Raw genomic sequence first — 23,332 nt, 5'->3', positions numbered from 1 at the left:
GCCGCGACCAGAGGGCCGGCAGCACTCATCTCTTTCTGAGAAATAAAGAAAAGCAGCCGGATGGGAGCTTGTCCAATCCGGCTTCGAGGCTAGTTGTTACAGATCAATTGGAACGACGGTGCCATTATCTGATGGCTCTTAGGTGGCACTTTCAGGAAAAGTTCCATCGTTTTGCGCGGGGGATGGTGCAGAGGGTGCTGAGGGTGTGGCGAAGCCAGTTCAGGTCATGGGTCGGTTTGCGCGGTGCAACACAGTGTCTGGTTTTGCCAAGGAATTGGGTGAAGTCCTGCAGGAGGGATTCTTCCGAACCGATGCCTTTCAGTTTTTTAACCAGAACGCCTTCCTTGTAGAACAACACCGTCGGCGTGCCCGAGACCTCCGGATTCCGACAACACTGTGCTGTATCGAGCATGAAGATATCCATCCAGGGCCGAAAGGGCTTGGCTATCTCGAGAAAAACGGGGCTGGAAAACACGCAGGCACCGCAGTGCTCGTTGAAGAAATACAGGACGACAAGACGCCTGGCTTTCAAGACCTTCCGGTACGTCGGGGGCAGCGCTGAATATCGAGTCGGTGTCGTCATTGGAGCCTCCTTTATTCGATGTGCGGGACAGTGCGACGTTAGGGGCGCTGCGACCGTTACCGCAACTGTCAGAGTTGACAGGTGCAGCCCGCGCCCAATCGTGCATCGCGCACCAGAATGTGGCCCGGCTACCCGCCATGTGTGGCGCAAAGTAGCGAGGCGCGGAATCACTTTTGGTTACACCGATCCGCGGGTTACCTCCATCTCTTTGATTCAAAACAAATTTCAATCCATTGCAGATTCCCCGCGAATCCTGTGGCACACTTTCTGCTGTCTATTCCGTAGTAACAAACCGTGTTCCGGTATATCGGAATAAACAATCCTCTGGAGTGCTTGCCATGCATCGCCGACCTTCCTTGTTCAAAGCGTGTGTTTTTGTTCTCGCGGCTTCGTCCGCTGTCATGGGTATGGCCCAGGCGGCCGACAGCAAGCTCGACAGCGTCCTGGCTCGTGGAAAGCTGATTGTGGGCACCGGCAGCACCAATGCGCCGTGGCACTTCCAGGGCGCGGACGGCAAGTTGCAGGGCTTTGATATCGACATCGCGCGGATCGTGGCCAAAGGTCTGTTCAATGATCCGAGCAAGGTCGAGTTCGTGGTGCAGTCGTCCGATGCGCGGATTCCCAACCTGCTGACTGACAAAGTCGACATGAGCTGCCAGTTCATCACCGTCACCGCCAGCCGTGCACAGCAAGTGGCGTTCACCCTGCCGTACTACCGCGAAGGCGTCGGCCTGCTGCTGCCGAACAACAGCAAGTACAAGGAAATCGAAGACCTGCAGGCCGGTGGTGATGGCGTGACCGTAGCCGTGTTGCAGAACGTGTACGCCGAGGAGTTGGTGCATCAGGCGCTGCCCAAGGCCAAGGTCGATCAGTACGACAGCGTCGATCTGATGTATCAGGCGGTGAACTCCGGTCGCGCCGATGCCGCCGCCACCGACCAGTCTTCGGTCAAATACCTGATGGTGCAAAACCCTGGCCGCTACCGTAGCCCGACGTATGCCTGGAGCCCGCAGACCTACGCCTGCGCCGTCAAACGTGGCGATCAGGACTGGCTGAACTTCGTCAACACCGCGCTGCATGAAGCCATGACCGGCGTTGAGTTCCCGACCTACGCCGCGTCGTTCAAGCAATGGTTCGGCGTCGATCTGCCATCGCCTGCAATCGGTTTCCCTGTCGAATTCAAATGATCCCGTGAGAGTGGGGCGCCCTGATGCGCCCCGCTCAAGGTACTGCCGACCATGAACTATCAGTTGAACTTTGCCGCCGTGTGGCGCGACTTCGACACCTTGCTGGCGGGGCTCGGTCTGGGTCTTGAACTGGCGCTGGTGTCGATCGCCATCGGCTGCGTGATCGGCCTGCTGATGGCGTTTGCCTTGCTGTCCAGGCATCGCGCCTTGCGGGTGCTGGCATCGGTGTATGTGACGGTGATCCGTAACACGCCGATTCTGGTGTTGATTCTGTTGATCTACTTTGCGTTGCCGAGCCTGGGGATCCGGCTGGACAAGATCCCGTCGTTCATCATCACCCTGTCGCTGTATGCCGGGGCGTACCTGACCGAAGTGTTCCGCGGCGGTTTGTTGAGCATCCCCAAGGGCCAGCGCGAAGCGGGGTTGGCGATTGGTCTCGGCGAGTGGCAGGTGAAGGCCTACGTCACCGTGCCGGTGATGTTGCGCAACGTGCTGCCGGCGTTGTCGAACAACTTCATTTCGCTGTTCAAGGACACCTCGCTGGCCGCCGCGATCGCGGTGCCGGAGCTGACCTATTACGCGCGCAAGATCAACGTCGAGAGCTACCGGGTAATCGAAACCTGGCTGGTGACCACGGCGTTGTATGTCGCGGCCTGTTACCTCATTGCCATGCTGCTGCGTTACCTCGAGCAGCGTCTGGCAATCCGCCGATAGGAGGCTGCGATGTACGAATCCCCCAGTTGGTTGCATGAGTTGTGGATTGCCCGCGAAGCCTTGTGGCAAGGCTTTCTGACCAGCGTGCAGGTGTCGGCGCTGGCGATTTTGTTCGGCACGTTTATCGGCGTATTCGCCGGGCTGGTGCTGACCTACGGCAAGTTCTGGATGCGCGCGCCGTTCCGCTTTTATGTCGACCTGATTCGCGGCACGCCGGTGTTCGTGCTGGTGCTGGCGTGCTTCTACATGGCACCGGCGCTCGGTTGGCAGATCAGCGCGTTTCAGGCCGGTGCACTCGGGCTGACACTGTTTTGCGGCTCGCACGTGGCCGAGATCGTGCGCGGCGCATTGCAGGCATTGCCACGCGGGCAGATGGAAGCTGGCAAAGCCATCGGCCTGACGTTCTATCAGTCCCTCGGTTACGTGCTGTTGCCTCAGGCGTTGCGGCAGATCCTGCCGACCTGGGTCAACTCGTCCACGGAAATCGTCAAGGCCTCGACCTTGCTGTCGGTGATCGGCGTGGCCGAGCTGTTGCTCAGCACCCAGCAGATCATCGCCCGGACGTTCATGACCCTGGAGTTTTACCTGTTCGCCGGTTTTCTGTTCTTCGTCATCAACTACGGCATCGAATTACTCGGCCGGCACATTGAAAAGCGGGTGGCCCTGCCATGACTCAAGCTCAAGTTTCCAACGTCCAGAACGGTCAGCCCCTGCTGGACATCCGTGGCCTGCACAAACAATACGGCGCGGTCGAAGTGCTCAAGGGCGTCGACCTGAGCATGCAGCGCGGCAACGTGGTGACGTTGATCGGCTCCAGTGGCTCGGGCAAGACCACGCTGTTGCGCTGCGTGAACATGCTGGAGGAATTTCAGGGCGGGCAGATCCTGCTCGACGGCGAATCCATCGGCTATGACGAACTCAACGGCAAGCGCGTGCGCCACCCGGAAAAAGTCATTGCCCGTCATCGGGCGATGACCGGCATGGCGTTCCAGCAATTCAACCTGTTCCCGCACCTCACCGCGTTGCAGAACGTCACGCTCGGCTTGCTGAAAGTCAAAAAGATGCACAAGGACGAAGCTGTGGTCCTGGCCGAGAAATGGCTGGAGCGGGTCGGCCTGCTGGAGCGGCGCAATCACTTTCCCGGTCAGTTGTCCGGTGGTCAGCAACAGCGCGTGGCGATTGCCCGGGCGATTGCGATGAACCCGAGCCTGATGCTGTTCGACGAAGTCACCTCGGCCCTCGACCCGGAACTGGTCGGCGAAGTGCTGAACGTGATCAAGGGCCTGGCCGAGGACGGCATGACCATGTTGCTGGTGACCCACGAAATGCGTTTTGCCTTCGAGGTCTCGGACAAGATCGTTTTCATGAATCAGGGGCGCATCGAAGAGCAGGGGCCTCCCAAGGAACTGTTCGAGCGTCCTCAATCGCCGCGGCTGGCGGAATTTCTCAAAAGCACGCGGTTCTGACTTTTCACTTTTTCAATCAGGAGAAACACCCATGAGCATTACTCGTTACGGCACCGGCAGCACCGCCGCTGGCGGCCAGCCTCGTCCATTCGCCCGCGCCGTTGAGGCCGATGGCTGGCTGCACGTTTCCGGGCAGGTGCCGGCGGTGGATGGCGAGATCATTGTGGGCGGCATCGTCGAGCAGACGCACCAGACCATGAAGAACCTGATCGCGATTCTCGAAGAGGCCGGTTATGGCCTGGAAGACGTGGTACGCGCTGGCGTGTGGCTGGACGATCCGCGGGATTTCACCAGTTTCAACAAGGTCTTCGGCGAGTACTTCAAGCCCGAACACGCACCGGCCCGGGCCTGTGTGCAGGCGAGCATGATGGTCGACTGCAAGGTCGAGATCGACTGCATTGCCTACAAGAAGAAGGCTTGAGAGATGTGGCGTCGCTGAGGCCGTAGCCCCCTCACCCTAGCCCTCTCCCCCAGGAGAGGGGACTGATCTCTATCGATGCAGAGTCCAGCGTTTGTCAGCTAGTCATGTATCGATACGGTCAGGCTCCCTCTCCCTCCGGGAGAGGGCGGGGGGTGAGGGCTGCGATCCAACTGACACAACGCCAAGGGCCAGTTACCATCCCGGCATCTTTTATGGGAACAACAGAAATGACCGAAGACACCATCAAGCGCCGGGCACGCGGTCTGGACCGGGCGTTCGATATCCTCGATTTCCTCAAGGAGATCGGCCAGCCACTGCGCCCGAACGACATCGCCAACGGCATCGGCAGCCCGAAATCAACGGTCTACGAACTGGTGGCCTCGTTGCTCGAACGGCGGATTCTGGAGCCGGTGGGCAAGGACGGTCACGTCTATCTCGGTCGTCAGTTGTACTTCCTCGGGCAGGCGCATTTGCGGCATTTCGACCTCAGTCGCGAAGCCGATCACGCCTTGCAGGAGATCGTCAGTCAGACCCGGGAAACCGCGCAGATGTGCCTGCTCAACGGGCGCAAATACACGGTGGCGCTGATGAAGGAGGGCGAGCGGCATTTTCGCATTTCTTCCGATATCGGCGAAAACGCGCCGATCCCGTGGACCGCCTCCGGTCGCCTGCTGCTGGCGCACTTGAGCGATCAGCAGATCAGCGACCTGATCGACCCTGACGACTTCATTCTGCCGGGTGGCGAACGCCTGCCGATGGAGACGTTTCTGGCGGAAATCCGTCAGGCCGGCATCGACGGCTTCTTCTCGTTCGACAGTGTCGCCGACACCTTCACCCATTGCTTCGCCGCCCCGGTCAAAGACCCTCAAGGCGTTGCCATCTGCACCCTGTGCATCGTCGCCCCGCGCGCTGATGCCAAAAACAATTACAACGACTATCGCCGGGTCTTGATCGAGAGCGCCAACAGCCTCGCCCGGCGAATCAACGAATAACCGCGCCCGCCAGCGGGCGCGACTGTGAGGAGTTCGACCATGACGACTGCCAACAACACTGCTGCCGTGGAAAAGGGCGATGCTGCCCTCGGCGCGCAACTGGTGCGTGACATCAGCCTGCCGGCGCTGGTGCTGCACCGCGAAGCGCTGGAACACAACATCCGCTGGATGCAGAAATTCGTCAGCGACAGCGGCGCCGAACTCGCGCCCCACGGCAAGACCAGCATGACCCCGGCGCTGTTTCGTCGTCAGCTCGACGCCGGCGCGTGGGGCATCACCCTGGCCAGCGCCACCCAGACCCGCGCCGCTTACGCTCACGGCGTGCGCCGGGTGTTGATGGCCAACCAATTGGTCGGCACACCGAACATGGCGCTGATTGCCGATCTGTTGGCGGCCGATTCCGGCTTCGATTTCTATTGCATGGTCGATCACCCGGACAACGTCGCCGATCTGGGTGCCTATTTCGCATCGCGCGGTGTGCGTCTGAACGTGATGATCGAATACGGCGTGGTCGGCGGCCGTTGCGGTTGCCGCAGCGAGCAGGAAGTCATCGAACTGGCCAAGGCCATCGGCGCGCAACCGGCGCTGGCCCTGACCGGCATCGAAGGTTACGAAGGCGTGATCCATGGCGATCACGCCGTGACCGGCATCCGTGAATTCGCCGCCTCGCTGGTGCGCCTGGCGGTGCAGTTGCAGGACAGTGGCGCGTTCGCCATTGCCAAGCCGATCATCACCGCGTCGGGTTCGGCCTGGTACGACCTGATCGCCGAATCGTTCGAGGCACAGAATGCGGGCGGGCGTTTCCTCAGCGTGCTGCGTCCCGGCAGTTACGTGGCTCACGACCATGGCATCTATAAAGAGGCGCAGTGCTGCGTACTCGACCGTCGCAGCGATCTGCACGAAGGCCTGCGTCCGGCACTGGAAGTCTGGGCCCACGTGCAGTCGATGCCGGAGCCGGGCTTTGCCGTGATTGCCCTGGGCAAGCGTGACGTGGCGTTCGATGCCGGGATGCCGGTGCCGCTGCTGCGTTACAAGGCCGGTGTTCTTCCGGCGGTGGGCGACGATGTCGGCGCCTGCAAGGTGACGGCGGTGATGGACCAGCACGCGTTCATGACCGTGGCGCCGGGCGTGGAATTGCGCGTTGGCGACATCATTTCCTTTGGCACTTCGCACCCGTGCCTGACCTTCGACAAGTGGCGCGTAGGGCTGCTGGTGGACGAGCAGCTGTCGGTGATCGAAACCATGGAAACCTGCTTCTGATGAACACGCTCAGTCCATTGGGTCCGAACACCCCGCGTATCGCCCTGATCGGCGAATGCATGATCGAACTCCAGCAACGTGCCGATGGCAGCCTGCAACAGAGCTTTGGCGGTGACACGCTGAATACGGCGGTCTATCTGTCCCGCGCCATGGGCGACAAGGCGCAGGTCGATTACGTCACGGCGCTGGGTGACGACAGCTTCAGTGACGCGATGTGCCGCATTTGGGCCGACGAAGGCATTGGTCTGGATCTGGTCCAGCGCTTGCCCGGTCGTTTGCCGGGCCTGTATTGCATCCAGACCGATGCTGCCGGGGAGCGCCGCTTCCTTTACTGGCGCAACGAAGCCGCAGTGCGCGACTGCTTCACTACGCCAGCCGCCGCACCGATTCTGGCGGCGTTGCCGGATTACGACGTGCTGTATTTCAGCGGTATCACGCTGGCGGTACTCGGCGCTCAGGGGCGGAAGAAACTGATTCAGACCTTGATTGAGGCCCGCCAGCGTGATGCGCGGATCGTCTTCGACAACAACTATCGGCCACGCCTGTGGGCTTCAGTGGAGGAGGCGCGGGCCGCTTATCGCAGCGTGTTGCCCCATGTCGATCTGGCGTTGCTGACGGTTGACGACGAGCAGGCGCTGTTCCATTTCGAAGACTGTGACGCGGTGTTTGAAGCGTACGCGCAGATCGGCACGCCGGAAGTGGTGCTCAAGCGCGGGGCGGAAGCGTGTCTGATCCGTTGCGACGGGGAAGCGTTCGAAGTCCCGGCGCAGAAGGTCGAGAAGGTGGTGGACACCACGGCGGCGGGGGATTCGTTCAGTGCGGCGTATCTGGCGAGTCGCTTGTCCGGCGCAAGCCCGACGGAAGCGGCGCAGGCCGGCCATCTGCTAGCGAGCCAGGTTATTCAAGTACCCGGAGCTCTGATTCCGAAGTAATCGGTGAATGGCCGATTGCTGCGCAATCGGTTCGCGGGCAAGCCCGCTCCCACAAGGATGACTGTTGTGAATGCTATCGATGCCACACAGCAGAATCTTGTGGGAGCGGGCTTGCCCGCGAAGAGGCCCTGAAGCCAAACACTTAATCTCGGTAAAACACCTGCACCAGGTGATACCCGAATTTGCTCTTGATCGGCCCGTGCACAGTGCGCAGCGGTTTCTTGAAGATCACCGCGTCGATCGCACCGACCATCTGCCCCGGCCGCACTTCACCCAGATCGCCGCCACGCTTGCCGGACGGGCAGGTCGAAAATTTCTTCGCCAGCACATCGAACGCTTCACCGTTGGCGATGCGTTGCTTGAGTTTTTCAGCCTCTTCGGCGGTCTTCACCAGAATGTGGCGGGCTTGGGCTTTCATCGTGCAATACCTGTAGCGGGGTGACGGCGGGGCGCGGATTATGCCTCAAGTCACGGGTTTTGGCTGATCATCGTGCGGATCTTGCCGGCCAGCTGCTCGATGGAAAACGGTTTGGCGACCATGTCCATGCCGTCTTCGAGAAAGCCCTGGCGCTCGGCGGCTTTCTGCGCGTAACCGGTCATGAACAACACTTTGAGCCCCGGACGATGCTGCCGGGCGATCTCCGCCATTTGCCGGCCGTTCATGCCCGGCAGCCCGACATCGGTCACCAGCAGGTCAACCCGCAGGTCGGACTCCAGCAACGGCAAGGCGCCCTTGGCATCTTCGGCCTCATGGGCGCGATAACCCAACTCCTTGAGCAGGTCCATGACCAGCATGCGCACCGCCGGATCGTCCTCGACCACCACCACGGTTTCGCCGGTGGCGACAGCGGGGGCCTCGGTGACCGTTTCGATGACCGGCCGCTCCGGTTCCAGTGCATACAAACGAGGCAAGTAGAGGCGCACGCAGGTGCCCTGACCCGGCAGGCTGTCGAGGCTGACGTGCCCGCCCGATTGCTGGGCAAAGCCATAAATCATCGACAACCCGAGCCCGGTGCCCTGGCCGATCGGTTTGGTGGTGAAAAACGGATCAAACGCCTTCGAACGTACCGAAGGCGTCATGCCGGTGCCGTTGTCGCTCACCGCGAGCATCAGGTAATCCCCGGCCTTGACCGGTTCAAGGGTGGTGATGTCGTTGCCGTCGAGATAGACGTTGGCCGTTTCGATCAGCAGCTCACCGCCGTCCGGCATGGCATCACGGGCGTTGATCACCAGATTGAGCAGGGCGTTTTCCAGTTGGCTGACATCGGTGCTGACCGACCATACGTTGTCGGCCAGGCGCAACTTGAGCTCGATCGGATCCCCCTTGGTGCGGCGGATCAGGTCCTCCAGCGAGTGGATCAGCTCGTTGACGTCGATGGTCTTGCGATCCAGCGACTGACGCCGGGAGAACGCCAGCAGACGGTGAGTCAGCGCGGCTGCGCGGTTGGCCGAAGACACCGCCGCGTCGGTGAACCGGCCGATCTCATCGGCGCGGCCACTGGCGATGTAGCGCTGCATCAAATCGAGGCTGCCGATGATGCCGGTCAGCATGTTGTTGAAGTCGTGGGCGATGCCGCCAGTGAGCTGGCCGACCGCTTCCATTTTCTGCGCGTGGCGCAAGGCATCTTCGGCGCGTTCGCGCTCGAACATTTCGTTCTGCAAGCGCTGGTTGGCCTGGGCCAGTTGTTCGGTGCGCGCACTGACGCGTTCCTCAAGGGTTTCATTGAGGTTGCGCAGGGCTTCTTCGGTCTTTTTGCGTTCGGTCTCGTCGATCACGAAGATGTAGAAACCGTTCACCGCACCGTCCGCGCCGTGACGCGGCAGGTAATTCATCAAGGCATGCCGCTGGCTGCCGTCGCGGTGCGGCGTGTACAGGCTGAACGAGCAAGGCCGACCGGCCAGCGCTTCGGCGATGTACGGCGCCCGCAGGAAATAAGCCTCTTCGCCGATGACCTCGCGGATCGTGCGACCGTATAACTCTTGAGGCGTGAGCCCGTACCAGTCGAGGTACGCGGCGTTGTTCAGCCGAAAGCGTTCTTCGTGGTCGACATAGCTGATCAGGATCGGCATGGCGTTGATGATGAGTTGCAGCTCAGTCTGGCTTTGACGCAGTGCCTGTTCGGTGTGCTTGCGCTCGGTCAGATCCAGCGCGGCGCCAAGAAAACGCATCGGCCGGCCGTGATGATCCTTGTAGCAGCGCCCGCGGGCGAACACCCAGCGCAGCTCGCCATTGGCTTGCAGCAGGCGGTATTCCTCGGCGTATTCGGTGCCGTGGGTGATGCAGTGCTTGATGCTGCGGGCAATCATCGCGCGGTCTTCGGGGTGCACGCCTTGCAGGTATTCGCTGATCGGCAACTGACCGGCCAGCGCCGGATCGACACCGTGCAACTGGGCGAAATGCGCATCGGCGATGAAGCGGTCTTCGCCGATGTCCCAATCCCAGGTGCCGACCGCATCGGTGGCCGCCAGCGCCAGTTGCAGGCGCTCTTCGCTTTCGCGCTGGGCCTTGAGGCTGTCTTCGGAGCGTTGCTGCAGTTCCAGGGCGATGCGCCGGCGTTCGTTGGTTTCGATGGCGGTGACCAGAATGCCAGCCACTTGCGCGCTTTCGTCGCGGATCGGGCTGTAGGTCAGGTCCAGCCAGAAGTCGGAGTCCTGGCCGTCCCGTTGCAGGGTAAAGCGCCGTTCGCTGTAGGTTCGCACCTGGCCTTGTAGGACCGCGCTGTAAATCGGGTCGGTAAAGTCTCGAAGTTCCGGCCATATCTGGTGCGCCGGTTGTCCGAAAGCGTGCGGATGTTTGCTGCCAGCGAGCAGCGCAAAGCCGTCGTTGTAGATCTGGGTCAGGTGCGGGCCCCACAAAAGCAGCATCGGCATCGGCGAGTGAATCACGATGTCCACCGCGGTGCGCAGGCTCTGTGGCCAGGTGCCAGCGGCGCCCAGCGGGCTGCGGCTCCAGTCGGTGCGGGCAATCAATGCCTGGGCGTCGTTGGTGTTCGGTACAGCGTTCATCACATCAGTCCTGGGCGTCGGTCGGTGAGGCGGCGTCTACTATCCTAGTGCGGTAGACGCTGTAAGGCCCGTCGCGTCACGACGCACGGTCTTAAGTTCATTGAAAGCTTCGCAGGTGCTTTTGGCCATGGAAATCGATGCATTGCTCAAACAACTGGCGAGCCGCCACGGTTCGGATCTGTTCCTGTCCACGGGCGCGCCGCCGAGTGCGCGGTTCGACGGGGTGTTGACGCCCTTGAGCGATCAGCCCTTCAAACCCGGCGAAGTGGCGACTGTCGCCGCCTCCCTGATGGACGCCGAGCAGCGCCGGGAGTTCGACCGGGATCTGGAAATGAACCTGGCGATTTCCCGCACCGGCATCGGCCGCTTCAGGGTCAACATTTTCAAACAGCGCAACGACGTGTCGATCGTGATCCGTAACGTCAAACTCGACATTCCGCGATTCGAAGACTTGAAACTGCCGTCGGTATTGCTCGAATCGGTGATGCTCAAGCAAGGCCTGATCCTGTTCGTCGGCGCCACCGACTCGGGCAAATCCACGTCGCTGGCGGCGCTGATCGACCATCGCAATCGCCACAGCAGCGGGCACATCATCACCATCGAGGATCCGGTGGAATACATCCATCGTCACAAGAAATCGATCATCAACCAGCGCGAAGTCGGGGTCGATACCCGCAGCTTTCACGCTGCGCTGAAAAACACCCTGCGCCAGGCGCCGGACGTGGTGCTGATCGGCGAAATCCGTGATCGCGAGACCATGGAACATGCGCTGGCCTTCGCCGAAACCGGGCATCTGGTGCTGTCGACATTGCACGCCAACAACGCCAATCAGGCGCTGGACCGGATCATCAATTTCTTTCCCGAAGAGCGACGGCCGCAATTGCTGCATGCCTTGGGCAATCACCTCAAGGCGTTCGTCTCCCAGCGTTTGGTGCGAACCCGGGACGGTCAGCGACGCGCCGCCGCCGAGGTGATGCTCGGTACGCCGACGATTGCCGATCTGATCCGGCGCAATGACTTTGGCGAGCTGAAAACCATCATGGAAAAATCGGCGGAACTGGGCATGCAGACCTTTGACGCTGCACTGTTCGCGCTGGTAGCAGAAGGGGTGATCGATGAAGACGAGGCGCTGAAAAATGCAGATTCGGTCAACAACCTGCGTCTGCGTCTGAAGCTGCACGCCGACACCATGCCGTCCCCACCGCCCTCGACCGGCGAGTGGGGACTGATGGACTGACAGGCTTCAGTCGCGAAGTTCGACCCGATTGCGAAACTGCTCAAGCGCTTGCGGATTGGCCAGCGCATCGGTGTTTTTCACCGGTTCACCGTGCACCACATTGCGCACGGCAAGCTCCACCACTTTGCCGCTGATGGTGCGCGGGATGTCAGTGACCGCGACGATCTTCGCCGGCACATGGCGCGGTGTGGTGTTGGCGCGGATCACCTGGCGGATCTGCTGTTGCAGTGCCTCATCCAGCGTTACGCCGTCCTTGAGGCGCACGAACAGCACCACGCGCACGTCATCCTGCCACTGTTGGCCGATGGCGACGCTGTCCAGCACTTGCGGGACTTTCTCCACCTGACGGTAGATTTCCGCCGTGCCGATGCGCACGCCGCCGGGGTTGAGCACGGCATCAGAGCGGCCGTGAATCAGCATTCCGCCGTGGGGTAGCTGTTCGGCGTAGTCACCCTGGGCCCAGACGCCGGGGAACTGGCTGAAATAGGATTTGCGCAACTTCTCGCCGTCGGGATCGTTCCAGAGTCCGATGGGCATTGCCGGGAATGGTCGAGTGCATACCAACTCACCTTTTTCCCCGATCACCGGTTGCCCGGCGTCATTCCACACTTCCACCGCCATGGCCAGGCTCTTGCCCATGATTTCACCCCGGCGGACCGCCGACATAGGGTTGCCGTTGACGAAGCAGGACACGATGTCCGTACCGCCGGACATCGAGGACAGGCACACATCCGGTTTGAAGTCGCGATAGACGAAGTCGTAACTCTGCGGCGACAACGCGGAGCCGGTGCACAGCAGGGTTTTCAGGTGGCTCAGGTCGTAGCTTTCGCGCGGCTTGATGCCGCTGCTTTCCAGGGTCGCGAGGAATTTCGGGCTGGTGCCGAACACGCTGACCTGCTCGTCGTCGAGCAGCTCCAGCAATCGCTCGTTGTCCGGATAAAACGGTGAGCCGTCATACAGCACCACCGCGCTGCCGACCGCCAGTGCCGAGACCAGCCAGTTCCACATCATCCAGCCGCAGGTGGTGTAGTAGAACAGACGGTCGCCGGGGCCCAGGTCGACATGCAGCCCGTGCTCCTTGGCGTGTTGCAGCAACACGCCGCCAGTGCTGTGAACGATGCATTTGGGTACGCCGGTGGTGCCGCTGGAATACAGCACGTACAGCGGATGATCGAAGGGTACCGGGACGAACTGCGGCTCATCGCCCGGCTCATAGAAGTCGTCCCACAACGTGACGTTGGCGGGTGTCCGGTAATCCGTGGCATGGGCGTGGGGGCGCGCGTAAGGCACGATGATCAGCTGTTGCAGAGACGGCAGCTGTTCGAGGATTTCGTTGATCTTGACGGTCTGGTCGATCTCTTTGCCGGCGTAACGGTAACCGGCACAGGTGATGAGTACTTTCGGTTCGATCTGGCCGAAGCGGTCGATCACGCCGTGGGTGCCGAAGTCCGGCGATGAGCACGACCAGATCGCCCCGAGACTGGTGGTCGCGAGCATCGCCACCAGGGTTTGCCAGGTGTTGGGCATGCACGCGGCAACCCGGTCGCCGAGCACAACACCGGCCGCTTGCAGGCTGGCCTGGAAGCCGGCGACCTGTTGGGCCAGTTCGGCCCAGGTCAGCAGTTCACGCTGGCCGTTTTCGCCGATAGCGATCACGGCGATGGCATCGTCGCGGCGACTCAGCAGGTGTTCGGCAAAATTCAGGGTAGCGCCGGGAAACCACTCGGCGCCCGGCATTTTCAGGCCGCCACGCAGAACGGCGTCCGGTTGGGTGTGAAAACTGATGCCGAAGAAATCCACGATCGCTTGCCAGAACGCTTCACGCTGGTCGATGGACCATTGATGCAGGGCCGGGTAGTCGTCGAGCTTCAGGTGGTGGCGCTGATTGATGAAGCGCCGAAAGCCGTCCATGCGGGACCGGGCAATGAGTTTGGCATCGGGCTGCCAGAGAATGTCGGACATGGTTTGCCTCTTATTGTTGGTCAGAAAGCTCCCACTGTGGCGTGGGAGCGATCAGTTACGAACTTACTGCGCCAGCCACCCACCATCGATATTCCACGCCGCGCCACGCACCTGGCTGCCGGCCTCGCTGCACAGAAACAGCACCAGTTCACCCAGATGCGCCGGGGTGACGAACTCCAGCGACGGCTGCTTCTCGGCCAGCAGATCGTGTTGCGCCTGCTGCGGGTCGACACCTTTGGCCGCTCGATCATCAATCTGTTTCTGCACCAGCGGCGTCAGCACCCAGCCCGGGCAGATCGCGTTGCAAGTGACATTGCTGGCGGCGGTTTCCAGGCCGACCACCTTGGTCAGGCCGATCACGCCATGCTTGGCCGCCACATACGCGGCTTTGCCGGTGGAACCGACCAGACCGTGCACCGAAGCGATGTTGATGATCCGCCCCCAACCCTTGGCGCGCATGCCCGGCAAACTCAGGCGAGTGCTGTGAAACACCGATGACAGGTTGATCGCAATGATCGAGTCCCAGCGCTCCACCGGAAACTCTTCCACCGTCGCGACGTGCTGGATGCCCGCGTTGTTGACCAGAATGTCCACGCCGCCGAACTCGCGTTCGGCGTAGGCGATCATGTCGGCGATCTGCGCCGGGTCGCTGACGTCTGCCGGGTGATGGCCGACCTTGCCGCCGAACTGCTCGATTTCGGCGATCACCTTCGACGCATCGCCAAAACCGTTGAGGATCAGGTTGGCCCCAGCCTTGGCCAGCGTCAGGGCGATGCCCAGCCCGATGCCGCTGGTGGAGCCGGTAACCAGTGCGGTCTTGCCAGAAAGAGTCGTCATCAATACCTCACACAATGCCAGTGGCGTAGAAAGTGCCGATCACCACGAAAACCGCCAGGGTCTTGATCAGCGTAATACAGAAAATGTCCTTGTAGGCCTCACGGTGAGTCAGGCCGGTGACGGCGAGCAGGGTAATCACCGCGCCGTTGTGTGGCAGGGTGTCCATGCCGCCGCTGGCCATCGCGGCCACCCGGTGCAGCACTTCCAGCGGAATGTTGGCGGCGTGGGCAGCGCTGATGAATTGTTCGGACATCGCCGCGAGCGCGATGCTCATGCCACCCGAAGCGGAACCGGTGATACCGGCCAGCAGGGTCACGGTGATCGCTTCGTTGACCAGCGGATTGGGAATGCTTTTGAGCCAGTCGGCCAGCACCAGGAAACCCGGCAACGAGGCGATGACCGCGCCGAAACCGTATTCCGACGCGGTGTTCATCGCCGCCAGCAGCGCACCGCTGACTGCGCTTTTGCTGCCTTCGGCGAGCTTGCTTTTGATCGCTTTAAAACCGAACGCCAGCACCATCAGGATGCCGACCAACAGGGCTGCCTGCACCGCCCAGATCGCCGTGAGTTTGGCGATCTCGGTGGTGACCGGTGCGGCCATGCCCGGCAGCGCGAGGCTGTGGGTCTTGCCGTACCACTGCGGAATCCACTGGGTGAACAGCAGGTTCATGATGCCCACCGCCAGCAGCGGCGACAGGGCGATCCACGGGTTCGGCAGTTTCAGGTCTTCGGCGGTTTCCGGTTCGTTGCGCAGTTCGGTGCCGTAGCCTTCACCGGCACGCTGCGCCTTGTTGCGCTGGCGCTGCAGGAACAGCATGCCGGCGCAGAACACGAAAATCGTGCCGATAACACCCAGCCACGGCGCCGCCCACGCGGTGGTGTTGAAGAAGGTGCTGGGGATGATGTTCTGGATTTGCGGCGTGCCGGGCAGGGCGTCCATGGTGAACGAAAACGCGCCGAGGGCGATGGTTGCCGGGATCAGGCGCTTGGGGATGTTGCTCTGGCGGAACATTTCCGCTGCGAACGGGTAGACCGCAAATACCACCACGAACAGAGAAACGCCGCCATAGGTGAGCAGGGCGCAGACCAGCACGATCACCAGCATCGCCTGGCGGGTGCCGAGCAAGCGAATCGCTGCCGCGACGATCGAGCGGGAGAAACCCGACAGCTCAATGAGCTTGCCGAACACGGCGCCGAGCAGGAACACGGGAAAGTAAAGTTTGATGAAACCGACCATCTTCTCCATGAACACCCCGGTGAAAGCAGGGGCAACGGCGGACGGGTCGGTGAGCAGGACGGCACCGAGGGCGGCGATCGGGGCAAAAAGGATAACGCTGTAGCCACGGTAGGCCGCGAGCATCAGCAGCGCGAGGGCTGCCAAGGCGATGATCACACTCATGGTGTGCTCCTTCGATTGTTATTTTTGTGGGTGGAACGGGTGTGGGAAGGGCTATAGCGAGATCTGTGCCAGATGGTTAAATTATTGAAATAAAAGGAATTAATTTGATATTTGGCGGTGGTTTTCGGGGTTTTGTCTCTGTTTGGAGACTTCTATGGCTGTGAGGACGCTTTCGCGGGCAAGCCCGCTCCCACATTCGTATGCATTTCCCTGTGGGAGCGAGCTTGCTCGCGAAGCTTTTGATCTTGTCCCTTTATGGAGAATTGAGTCTCTTTATTGAGACTCTACGATCCCGAGCGCAATCATCTTCTTGTATAGCGTCGAGCGCCCAAGCCCCAACCGCTGAGCAGCCTCGATCACCTTGCCCCCGCATTGCGCGAGGGTGGATTGAATCAATTGCCGGTCAAACCGCTCGCGGGCCTGACTAAAGGTCTCGTTTATTGTTGGTTCTGAAAGAGGCGCCAGCGTTCGCTCAACCGGTGTAAACGTGCCAATCGCCGCACGAATGTCATCCGCCGTCAGCATCAAGTCATCACTGAGCAACGCCGCTCGTTCCAGCACATTGCGCAACTCGCGGATATTCCCCGGCCAAGCGTGCTGACCCAACAGCTCAAGCGCTTCGCGGTTGAGTTCGTGCTGGCTGCGCAACTCCTCAAGAATTGCCTCACTGAGCGCCGGCAGATCGTCCAGCCGTTCCCGCAATGGCGGCACCTGAATCGGCAGCACGTTGAGCCGGTAGTACAAATCCGCGCGAAACTCTCCGCGCTTGATCGCCGCCTCCAGATCCGTCGAGGTGGCTGCAATCACCCGCACATCGCTCTGGATCACGTCGTTGGAGCCTACGGGCTCGAATTCCTTTTCCTGCAACACTCGCAGCAATTTGCTTTGCAGCGGCAGCGGCATGTCGCCAATCTCGTCGAGAAACAGCGTCCCGCCCTGGGCAATCTGCAACTTGCCGGTGCGGCCTTTGCGATCGGCTCCAGTGAAGGCGCCGGGCGCGGTGCCGAAGAACTCGGCTTCGAGCAGCGCTTCGGGAATCGCTGCGCTATTGATGCTGACGAACGCCTTGTGCGCCCGGGGCGATGCACCGTGGATGGCCTGCGCCAGTAACTCCTTGCCGCTGCCGGTCTCGCCCAGCAACAGAACCGGCGACTCGGCACTCGCGCTGCGGCGGGCACGGCGTTTGACTTCCAGGCTGGCAGCGCTGGTGCCGATGAAATGGGCGAAGTTGTATTTGGTCTGCCTTGCACGTAGCAGCGAACGGGTCGAGGCCAACTCCTCCTGCATGCTCAGGTAGCGCTTGAGCATCGGCGACAGCGTGCGCAATTCGTCGAACAGCGCAAAGCCGATGGCGCCGATCACCGCCCCGGCGTCGTCATGGATCGGCAGGCGCATCACCACCAGCGGTTCTTTCGGGGTGTCCTGCATGTCCAGCAGAATCGGCCGCCCGGTGCGTACCACTTCGCGCAGCAGGCTGCCGGGGATCACGCTTTCGCAGGGTTTACCAATGGCCCCGGCGGCGGAGTCGAGCCCGAAGCGTCGCGCATAGCGCTCGTTCATCCAGACGATGTTTGCGTCGCGGTCGACAATCACCGTGCCTTCACTGGATTGCTCGATGATCTCGAACAACGAACGGATCGCCAGCGTGCGGACCCGTTGGTAATCCTTGAGGCTTTCGGTGGTGTTCATGGCGGCGTCCATTGGCGGAAGTCAGGTGGCGCGATTATGCCTATCCCGGATGCGCCGCCGCCAACAGCTCTTTGGTATAGGGATGCTGCGGTGAGTCGAACACGTCATGACTGGCGCCGCTTTCGACCACCTTGCCGTCCTTGATCACGATCATGTCGTGGGCCAGCGCCCGCACCACGGCCAGGTCGTGGCTGATGAACAGGTACGTCAGGCCATGTTTTTCCTGAAGCTGACGGAGCAGGGCGACCACCTGTTTCTGCACAGTGCGATCCAGCGCCGAAGTCGGCTCGTCGAGCAGGATCAGCGCTGGTTTGAGCACCAGTGCCCGGGCGATGGCAATGCGCTGACGCTGGCCACCGGAGAACTCATGGGGATAGCGATGACGGCTTTCGGGGTCGAGCCCGACCTCCTTGAGCACGCGGATCACCTGGTCGTCGCACTCGTCGGCGGTGGACTGGCAATGCACCTCCAGCCCTTCGCTGATGATCTGCGCTACCGACATGCGCGGGCTGAGGCTGCCGAACGGATCCTGGAACACCACCTGCATCTGTCGGCGCCACGGCCGCATCTGCTTCTGGTCGAGACCGTCGAGTGCCGTGCCCTGGAAGCGAATGCTGCCCTTGGAGTCGAGCAGGCGCAGGATCGCCTGACCGAGGGTCGACTTGCCCGAGCCGGACTCGCCGACGATGCCCAGCGTCTTGCCGCGCTGGATGTTCAGGCTGATGCCATCCACCGCGCGCAGGTATTGCTTGCGCTGGAACAGCCCGCCGCCGACGGTGAAATCAACCTGCAGGTCATCGACTTCCAACACGTTCTCGCGTTCGTCCCGGGGCAGTGCTTCGCCTTCCGGTTCAGCGTTGAGCAACACGCAGCTGTAAGGGTGTTTCGGCTCGGTGAACAGGGTTTCGCACGGCGCCTGCTCGACGATCTCACCGGCCTTCATCACGCACACCCGTTGGGCGATGCTGCGCACCAGATTGAGGTCGTGGCTGATCAGCAGCAGCGACATGCCCAGGCGCCGTTGCAGGGACTTGAGCAGCAACAGGATCTTGCGCTGTACGGTCACATCGAGGGCTGTGGTTGGCTCGTCGGCGATCAGCAGTTCGGGCTCGCAGGCCAGGGCCATCGCGATCATCACCCGCTGGCGTTGACCGCCGGACAGCTGATGCGGATAAGCCTTCAACCGTTCTTTCGGTTTCTGGATGCCCACCAGTTCGAGCAGTTCGAGGATCCGCGCCTGAGCTTCCTTGCCGCCGAGGCCACGGTGCAGCAACAGGGTTTCGCCGATCTGCTTTTCAATCGTGTGCAACGGATTGAGCGAGGTCATCGGCTCCTGGAAAATCATGGCGATGCGGTTACCCCGTAGGTCGCGCAGGGTCTTGGGATCGGCGCCGACCAGTTCCTGCCCACGATAGCGGATGCTGCCGGTGGTCCGGGCATCGCATTCGGGGAGCAGTTGCAGGATCGAGTGGGCCGTCACCGATTTGCCCGAGCCCGATTCGCCGACCAGTGCCAGGCACTCGCCGGGGCGGATGTCCAGGCACAGGTTGCGAACCACGGCCTGGCCATGGAAGGCGACGCTGAGGTCACGGATTTCGATCAGATTGTCAGTCATATCAAGGTTCCGTTCATGAGCGCGGGTCAAAGGCATCGCGCAGCGCTTCGCCGATGAATACCAACAGGGAAAGAATCAGCGCCAGGGTGAAAAACGCGGTCAACCCGAGCCACGGCGCTTGCAGGTTCTGTTTGCCCTGACCGATCAACTCGCCCAGCGATGCGCTGCCGGCGGGCATGCCGAAACCGAGGAAGTCCAGCGCGGTCAAGGTCGAAATCGCCCCGGTCAGAATAAAGGGCAGATAGCTCAGGGTTGCGTTCATCGCGTTGGGCAGGATGTGCCGGACAATAACCTTGCGATCGCTCAAGCCCAAAGCCCGGGCAGCCTTGACGTACTCCAGGTTACGGCCGCGCAGAAACTCGGCGCGTACCACGTCCACCAGCGCCAGCCAGGAAAACAGCGCCATGATCCCCAGCAGCCACCAGAAGTTCGGCTCGACAAATCCCGAAAGGATGATCAGCAGGTAAAGCACCGGCAATCCCGACCAGACCTCCAGCAAGCGCTGGCCGAGCAGATCGACCCAGCCGCCGTAATAACCCTGCAGGGCACCGGCTGCGATACCGATCAGGGCGCTGACGAAGGTCAGCATCAGGGCGAACAGGATCGACACCCGCGCGCCGAAGATCACCCGAGCCAGTACGTCGCGTGCCTGGTCGTCGGTGCCCAGCCAGTTGACTGAAGTCGGCGGGCTCGGCGCCGGTTTGTTGAGGTCGTAGTTCGGGGTGTCGTCACTGAACGGAATCGGCGGAAACAGCAGCCAGCCACCGTCCTTGCGGATCAGCTTCTGCACGTAATCGCTGCGGTAGTCGGCCTGGAACGGCAGTTGTCCGCCGAACTCCTGCTCGGTGTGGCGTTTGAACACAGGGAAGTACCACTGGCCCTGATAACTGACGACCAATGGCTTGTCGTTGGCGATCAGTTCGCCGCCGAGGCTAAGCAGGAACAGTCCGATAAACAGCCACAGCGACCACCAGCCCCGGCGGTTTTTCTTGAAGCGTTCGAAACGGCGACGGCCCAGAGGCGAGAGCTTGAACATCAGGCGTTCCTCGCGGCGAAGTCGATGCGCGGGTCGACCAGCGTGTAGCACAGGTCGCCGATCAGTTTTATCAGGAGGCCGAACAGGGTGAAGATGAACAGCGATCCGAACACCACCGGATAGTCCCGGGACACCGCCGCTTCGTAACTCATGCGCCCAAGGCCGTCGAGGGAGAAGATCACTTCGATCAGCAATGAGCCGGCAAAGAATACGCTGATGAACGCCTGGGGAATGCCCGACACCACCAGCAGCATTGCGTTGCGGAACACGTGTCCGTAGAGCACACGGTTTTCGCTCAGGCCTTTGGCGCGCGCGGTGACCACGTACTGGCGGGTTATTTCATTGAGGAACGAGTTTTTGGTGAGGATGGTCAGGGTGGCGAAACCGCCGATGACCAACGCCGTGACCGGCAGCACCAGATGCCAGAAGTAGTCGGTGATCTTGCCCAGCGTCGACAGGGATTCGAAGTTGTCGGACACCAGCCCGCGCACCGGAAACCAGTTCAGCGAGGTGCCGCCGGCGAACACCACGATCAGGAACATCGCGAACAGGAATGCCGGCATGGCGTAGCCGATGATGATCGCCGTGCTGCTCCAGATATCAAAATGGCTGCCGTGGTGCACGGCTTTGCGGATGCCCAGCGGGATCGACACCAGATAAGTGATCAGCGTCGCCCACAGCCCGAGGGAAATGGTCACGGGCATTTTCTGCAGGATCAGGTCGGTGACCGTGGCGCCACGGAAGAAGCTTTTGCCGAAATCCAGCTGCGCGTAGTTCTTGAGCATCAGCCACAGACGTTCATGGGCGGGTTTGTCGAAGCCGTACTGTTTTTCGATGTCCTTGATCAGTTGCGGATCGAGGCCACGGCTGGCGCGGGACGTGCCGCTCATGGTCTCGCTCGCACCGCCGCCGACACTGGCGCCGCCGATGCCTTGCAAGTGGGCGATGGCCTGTTCCACCGGACCACCCGGCGCGGCCTGGATGATCACGAAGTTGACCAGCAGAATGATCACCAGCGTCGGGATGATCAGCAGCAGGCGCCGCAGTATGTAAGCCCACATCAGTGCGGCCCTCCGGGTCTGCCACGGCTGATTTTCTCGGCCGTCATCTGCTGGTTGGTCAGCGGCGTGCTGCTGATTTCCCACCAGCTCTCGATCGCCTCGTCATTGCTCGCCTGCACGGTGGGAATGCCGAAACGGTTCCACCACACGGTCGACGTGCCCGGCGGGTAATAGTTGGGAATCCAGTAGTAGTTCCATTGCAGCACCCGGTCCAGCGCATGGGCGTAACGCAGCATGTCGGCCTGGGTCGAGGCGCGGATCAGGCCGTTGATCAAGGTGTCGACCGCCGGGTTCTTCAGCACCATGTAATTGTTGGCGCCCGGGTCGTTGGCCGATGCCGAACCGAAGTAGTTCAACAGTTCGCCGCCGGGGGAGGTGGTGACCGGGTAGCCGGTGACGATCATGTCGTAGTCACGACTCATCAGGCGATTGACGTACTGCGAGGAGTCGATGCGACGGATGTCGAGGTTGATGCCGATCTGCTTTAGCGTGCGCTTGTACGGCAGCAGCAGGCGGTCCATGCCGTTCTGGCTGACCAGGAAGGTGAAGCTCAACGGCTCGCCACGGTCGTTGACCAACTGGTCGCCATCGGGTTTCCAGCCGGCCTGTTCCAGCAGCTCCAGCGCTTGCAGTTGTTTGTCGCGGATGATGCCGCTGCCATCAGTCTTCGGTGCTTCGAACACCTGGGTGAATACCTCGTCGGGAATCTGTCCGCGCAAGGGTTCGAGAATCTTCAGTTCGGCGGCGTCCGGCAGTTTGCGGGCGGCCAGATCAGTGTTGGAAAAGTAACTCTGCTGGCGGATGTACATGTTGCGCATCATCTGCCGGTTGCTCCATTCGAAATCCCAGAGCATGGCCAGTGCCTGACGAACGCGGCGATCCTGGAATATCGGCTTTTGCAGATTGAACACGAAGCCCTGGGCCGACTGCGGCGCTTCGGTGGCCAGGTGAGCCTTTTGCAGACGACCGTCGCTCAGGGCCGGGCTCTCGTAACCGATGGAGTAGCCGGTGGCGGAGAATTCACGGTTGTAGTCATAGGCGCCGCCGCGCAGGACCTGGCGGGCGACGTCGGTGTCGCCGAAGTACTCGATACTGAAGTGATCGAAGTTGTACAGGCCACGGCTGACCGGCAGGTCCTTGCCCCACCAGTCGGGATTGCGTTCAAAGGTGATGCTGCGTCCGGAGTCGACCTTGCCGACTCGATACGGGCCGCTGCCAAGCGGCGGTTCATAGCCGCCACCGCCGGCGAAATCGCGGGTCTTCCACCAATGCTCGGGAAACACCGGCAGGGTCGCGATGTCCAGCGGCAAGGTGCGGTTTTCGTTGCTCTTGAAATCGAAACGCACGGTGAGCGGGGCTTCGACTTCGACGCCTTTGACGTCTGCGAACTGGGTGCGATAGCGCAGGCTGCCCTGGGTCATCAGCAAGTCATAGGTGTAGCGCACGTCTTCGGCGGTGATCGGCTTGCCGTCAGCGAAGCGGGCCTTGGGATTGATGAAGAAACGCAACGACAGGCCGTCATCCGAGCGTTCCATTTTCTGCGCCACGAGGCCGTATACGGTGTAGGGCTCGTCGAGCGAGCGCTGGGCGAGCGGGGAGTACAGCAGGCCGTCGATCTGGCTGACGCCGATGCCTTTGTCGATATAAGGCAGGACGTGGTCGAAATGGCCGATTTCGATGGCCGAGCGGCGCATCGTCCCGCCTTTGGGCGCCCGGACGTTGGTGTAATCGAAGTGACTGAAACCGGGCGGGTACTTTGCCGGTTCGCCATAGACGGTCATCGCATGCTGCGGTGCGGCGTCCACACCGGTGATCCCCAGCAGCAGGGTCACGGCAGTGAACATCAATGTCGGGAAAGCCAGTCGCATTGTCAGCCTTAAAGCCGGGTAATCGATAAGCGCAATTTGTACGCGAGCGGCGCGCCGTTCGCCAGCG

20 protein-coding genes are annotated in these 23,332 nt (G+C 61.3%); 9 read left to right on the top strand and 11 right to left on the bottom strand.

Features of this window, described 5'->3' with window-relative positions:
* Window positions 1-151: 151 nt before the first annotated feature.
* Window positions 152-583 carry a thioredoxin family protein gene (locus ABTV87_RS15780; RefSeq protein ID WP_433897877.1) on the bottom strand — a complete coding sequence of 144 codons (432 nt, stop codon included), beginning with the start codon at window positions 581-583 and terminating at the stop codon, window positions 152-154.
* A gap of 338 nt (window positions 584-921) precedes the next feature.
* On the opposite strand from ABTV87_RS15780, the gene ABTV87_RS15775 reads away from it, so the two are divergent.
* The 8 genes from ABTV87_RS15775 to ABTV87_RS15740 all read left to right on the top strand — a co-directional run bounded on the left by ABTV87_RS15775 (window position 922) and on the right by ABTV87_RS15740 (window position 7,555).
* The gene (locus tag ABTV87_RS15775) at window positions 922-1,770 is read left to right on the top strand and encodes a transporter substrate-binding domain-containing protein (RefSeq protein ID WP_085603277.1); all 849 of its coding nucleotides are present in this window, start codon (window positions 922-924) and stop codon (window positions 1,768-1,770) included.
* 51 nt (window positions 1,771-1,821) lie between these two features.
* A complete protein-coding gene (locus ABTV87_RS15770; RefSeq protein ID WP_007960243.1) occupies window positions 1,822-2,484 on the top strand; it encodes an amino acid ABC transporter permease in 663 nt (220 codons plus the stop codon).
* 9 nt (window positions 2,485-2,493) lie between these two features.
* A complete protein-coding gene (locus ABTV87_RS15765) occupies window positions 2,494-3,156 on the top strand; it encodes an amino acid ABC transporter permease (protein ID WP_102686074.1) in 663 nt (220 codons plus the stop codon).
* Window positions 3,153-3,950, top strand: a complete 798-nt coding sequence (locus ABTV87_RS15760) for an amino acid ABC transporter ATP-binding protein (protein WP_007960239.1) — start codon at window positions 3,153-3,155, stop codon at window positions 3,948-3,950. The genes ABTV87_RS15765 and ABTV87_RS15760 overlap by 4 nt, the downstream gene beginning before the upstream one ends.
* Window positions 3,951-3,981: 31 nt before the next feature.
* Entirely contained in the window at window positions 3,982-4,371 is a 390-nt protein-coding gene (locus ABTV87_RS15755; RefSeq protein WP_039768794.1) for a RidA family protein, read from the top strand.
* Between the two features lie 227 nt (window positions 4,372-4,598).
* Complete coding sequence (locus ABTV87_RS15750) at window positions 4,599-5,363, top strand: IclR family transcriptional regulator (protein WP_085603279.1); 765 nt, start codon at window positions 4,599-4,601, stop codon at window positions 5,361-5,363.
* Between the two features lie 39 nt (window positions 5,364-5,402).
* Window positions 5,403-6,623, top strand: coding sequence for an amino acid deaminase (locus ABTV87_RS15745; protein ID WP_085603281.1), 1,221 nt, complete (start codon window positions 5,403-5,405; stop codon window positions 6,621-6,623).
* Window positions 6,623-7,555, top strand: a complete 933-nt coding sequence (locus ABTV87_RS15740) for a sugar kinase (protein WP_085603283.1) — start codon at window positions 6,623-6,625, stop codon at window positions 7,553-7,555. Before ABTV87_RS15745 ends, ABTV87_RS15740 begins: the two co-directional genes overlap by 1 nt.
* Window positions 7,556-7,697: 142 nt before the next feature.
* Here the strand turns inward: ABTV87_RS15740 and ABTV87_RS15735 are convergent, their stop codons facing one another.
* Complete coding sequence (locus ABTV87_RS15735; RefSeq protein WP_007952044.1) at window positions 7,698-7,973, bottom strand: peptidylprolyl isomerase; 276 nt, start codon at window positions 7,971-7,973, stop codon at window positions 7,698-7,700.
* A gap of 50 nt (window positions 7,974-8,023) precedes the next feature.
* Entirely contained in the window at window positions 8,024-10,561 is a 2,538-nt protein-coding gene (locus ABTV87_RS15730) for a PAS domain-containing protein (protein WP_433897876.1), read from the bottom strand.
* Window positions 10,562-10,688: 127 nt separating this feature from the next.
* Here ABTV87_RS15730 and ABTV87_RS15725 point away from each other — a divergent pair, with 127 nt between their 5' ends.
* Window positions 10,689-11,798: a PilT/PilU family type 4a pilus ATPase gene (locus tag ABTV87_RS15725; protein ID WP_433897875.1), complete on the top strand. Its 1,110-nt coding sequence runs from the start codon at window positions 10,689-10,691 to the stop codon at window positions 11,796-11,798.
* Window positions 11,799-11,804: 6 nt separating this feature from the next.
* Here ABTV87_RS15725 and ABTV87_RS15720 read toward each other — a convergent pair whose 3' ends face one another.
* The 8 genes from ABTV87_RS15720 to ABTV87_RS15685 all read right to left on the bottom strand — a co-directional run bounded on the left by ABTV87_RS15720 (window position 11,805) and on the right by ABTV87_RS15685 (window position 23,265).
* Complete coding sequence (locus tag ABTV87_RS15720) at window positions 11,805-13,760, bottom strand: acetoacetate--CoA ligase (protein WP_433897874.1); 1,956 nt, start codon at window positions 13,758-13,760, stop codon at window positions 11,805-11,807.
* Between the two features lie 63 nt (window positions 13,761-13,823).
* On the bottom strand, window positions 13,824-14,597 hold the full coding sequence (gene hbdH, locus ABTV87_RS15715) for a 3-hydroxybutyrate dehydrogenase (RefSeq protein ID WP_433897873.1): 774 nt from the start codon (window positions 14,595-14,597) through the stop codon (window positions 13,824-13,826).
* A gap of 7 nt (window positions 14,598-14,604) precedes the next feature.
* A complete protein-coding gene (locus ABTV87_RS15710; RefSeq protein WP_007952055.1) occupies window positions 14,605-15,996 on the bottom strand; it encodes a GntP family permease in 1,392 nt (463 codons plus the stop codon).
* A gap of 273 nt (window positions 15,997-16,269) precedes the next feature.
* A complete protein-coding gene (locus ABTV87_RS15705; protein WP_221535042.1) occupies window positions 16,270-17,685 on the bottom strand; it encodes a sigma-54 interaction domain-containing protein in 1,416 nt (471 codons plus the stop codon).
* A gap of 40 nt (window positions 17,686-17,725) precedes the next feature.
* Entirely contained in the window at window positions 17,726-19,300 is a 1,575-nt protein-coding gene (locus ABTV87_RS15700; protein WP_433897872.1) for an ABC transporter ATP-binding protein, read from the bottom strand.
* Between the two features lie 13 nt (window positions 19,301-19,313).
* Window positions 19,314-20,336: an ABC transporter permease gene (locus ABTV87_RS15695; RefSeq protein WP_007952058.1), complete on the bottom strand. Its 1,023-nt coding sequence runs from the start codon at window positions 20,334-20,336 to the stop codon at window positions 19,314-19,316.
* Complete coding sequence (locus ABTV87_RS15690; protein ID WP_007952064.1) at window positions 20,336-21,397, bottom strand: microcin C ABC transporter permease YejB; 1,062 nt, start codon at window positions 21,395-21,397, stop codon at window positions 20,336-20,338. The genes ABTV87_RS15695 and ABTV87_RS15690 overlap by 1 nt, the downstream gene beginning before the upstream one ends.
* Window positions 21,397-23,265, bottom strand: coding sequence for an extracellular solute-binding protein (locus tag ABTV87_RS15685; protein WP_433897871.1), 1,869 nt, complete (start codon window positions 23,263-23,265; stop codon window positions 21,397-21,399). Before ABTV87_RS15685 ends, ABTV87_RS15690 begins: the two co-directional genes overlap by 1 nt.
* Between the last annotated feature and the right edge of the window lie 67 nt (window positions 23,266-23,332).

It is taken from the genome of Pseudomonas sp. PSE1(2024) (genome assembly GCF_050990555.1).
GTDB classification, from domain to species: Bacteria; Pseudomonadota; Gammaproteobacteria; order Pseudomonadales; family Pseudomonadaceae; genus Aquipseudomonas; species Aquipseudomonas aphyarum.
The sequence above is the reverse complement of the archived record's forward strand: the minus strand, read 5'-3'. Positions and strand labels throughout refer to the sequence as shown.

What these genes read in the sequence shown, in the direction of transcription:
- ABTV87_RS15735 (WP_007952044.1), bottom strand. Translation starts at nt 7,973, where the DNA reads ATGAAAGCCCAAGCCCGCCACATTCTGGTGAAGACCGCCGAAGAGGCT.
- ABTV87_RS15750 (WP_085603279.1), top strand. Translation starts at nt 4,599, where the DNA reads ATGACCGAAGACACCATCAAGCGCCGGGCACGCGGTCTGGACCGGGCG.
- hbdH (WP_433897873.1), bottom strand. Translation starts at nt 14,597, where the DNA reads ATGACGACTCTTTCTGGCAAGACCGCACTGGTTACCGGCTCCACCAGC.
- ABTV87_RS15705 (WP_221535042.1), bottom strand. Translation starts at nt 17,685, where the DNA reads ATGAACACCACCGAAAGCCTCAAGGATTACCAACGGGTCCGCACGCTG.
- ABTV87_RS15775 (WP_085603277.1), top strand. Translation starts at nt 922, where the DNA reads ATGCATCGCCGACCTTCCTTGTTCAAAGCGTGTGTTTTTGTTCTCGCG.
- ABTV87_RS15700 (WP_433897872.1), bottom strand. Translation starts at nt 19,300, where the DNA reads ATGACTGACAATCTGATCGAAATCCGTGACCTCAGCGTCGCCTTCCAT.
- ABTV87_RS15740 (WP_085603283.1), top strand. Translation starts at nt 6,623, where the DNA reads ATGAACACGCTCAGTCCATTGGGTCCGAACACCCCGCGTATCGCCCTG.
- ABTV87_RS15765 (WP_102686074.1), top strand. Translation starts at nt 2,494, where the DNA reads ATGTACGAATCCCCCAGTTGGTTGCATGAGTTGTGGATTGCCCGCGAA.
- ABTV87_RS15760 (WP_007960239.1), top strand. Translation starts at nt 3,153, where the DNA reads ATGACTCAAGCTCAAGTTTCCAACGTCCAGAACGGTCAGCCCCTGCTG.
- ABTV87_RS15730 (WP_433897876.1), bottom strand. Translation starts at nt 10,561, where the DNA reads ATGAACGCTGTACCGAACACCAACGACGCCCAGGCATTGATTGCCCGC.
- ABTV87_RS15690 (WP_007952064.1), bottom strand. Translation starts at nt 21,397, where the DNA reads ATGTGGGCTTACATACTGCGGCGCCTGCTGCTGATCATCCCGACGCTG.
- ABTV87_RS15780 (WP_433897877.1), bottom strand. Translation starts at nt 583, where the DNA reads ATGACGACACCGACTCGATATTCAGCGCTGCCCCCGACGTACCGGAAG.
- ABTV87_RS15685 (WP_433897871.1), bottom strand. Translation starts at nt 23,265, where the DNA reads ATGCGACTGGCTTTCCCGACATTGATGTTCACTGCCGTGACCCTGCTG.
- ABTV87_RS15755 (WP_039768794.1), top strand. Translation starts at nt 3,982, where the DNA reads ATGAGCATTACTCGTTACGGCACCGGCAGCACCGCCGCTGGCGGCCAG.
- ABTV87_RS15710 (WP_007952055.1), bottom strand. Translation starts at nt 15,996, where the DNA reads ATGAGTGTGATCATCGCCTTGGCAGCCCTCGCGCTGCTGATGCTCGCG.
- ABTV87_RS15695 (WP_007952058.1), bottom strand. Translation starts at nt 20,336, where the DNA reads ATGTTCAAGCTCTCGCCTCTGGGCCGTCGCCGTTTCGAACGCTTCAAG.
- ABTV87_RS15745 (WP_085603281.1), top strand. Translation starts at nt 5,403, where the DNA reads ATGACGACTGCCAACAACACTGCTGCCGTGGAAAAGGGCGATGCTGCC.
- ABTV87_RS15720 (WP_433897874.1), bottom strand. Translation starts at nt 13,760, where the DNA reads ATGTCCGACATTCTCTGGCAGCCCGATGCCAAACTCATTGCCCGGTCC.
- ABTV87_RS15725 (WP_433897875.1), top strand. Translation starts at nt 10,689, where the DNA reads ATGGAAATCGATGCATTGCTCAAACAACTGGCGAGCCGCCACGGTTCG.
- ABTV87_RS15770 (WP_007960243.1), top strand. Translation starts at nt 1,822, where the DNA reads ATGAACTATCAGTTGAACTTTGCCGCCGTGTGGCGCGACTTCGACACC.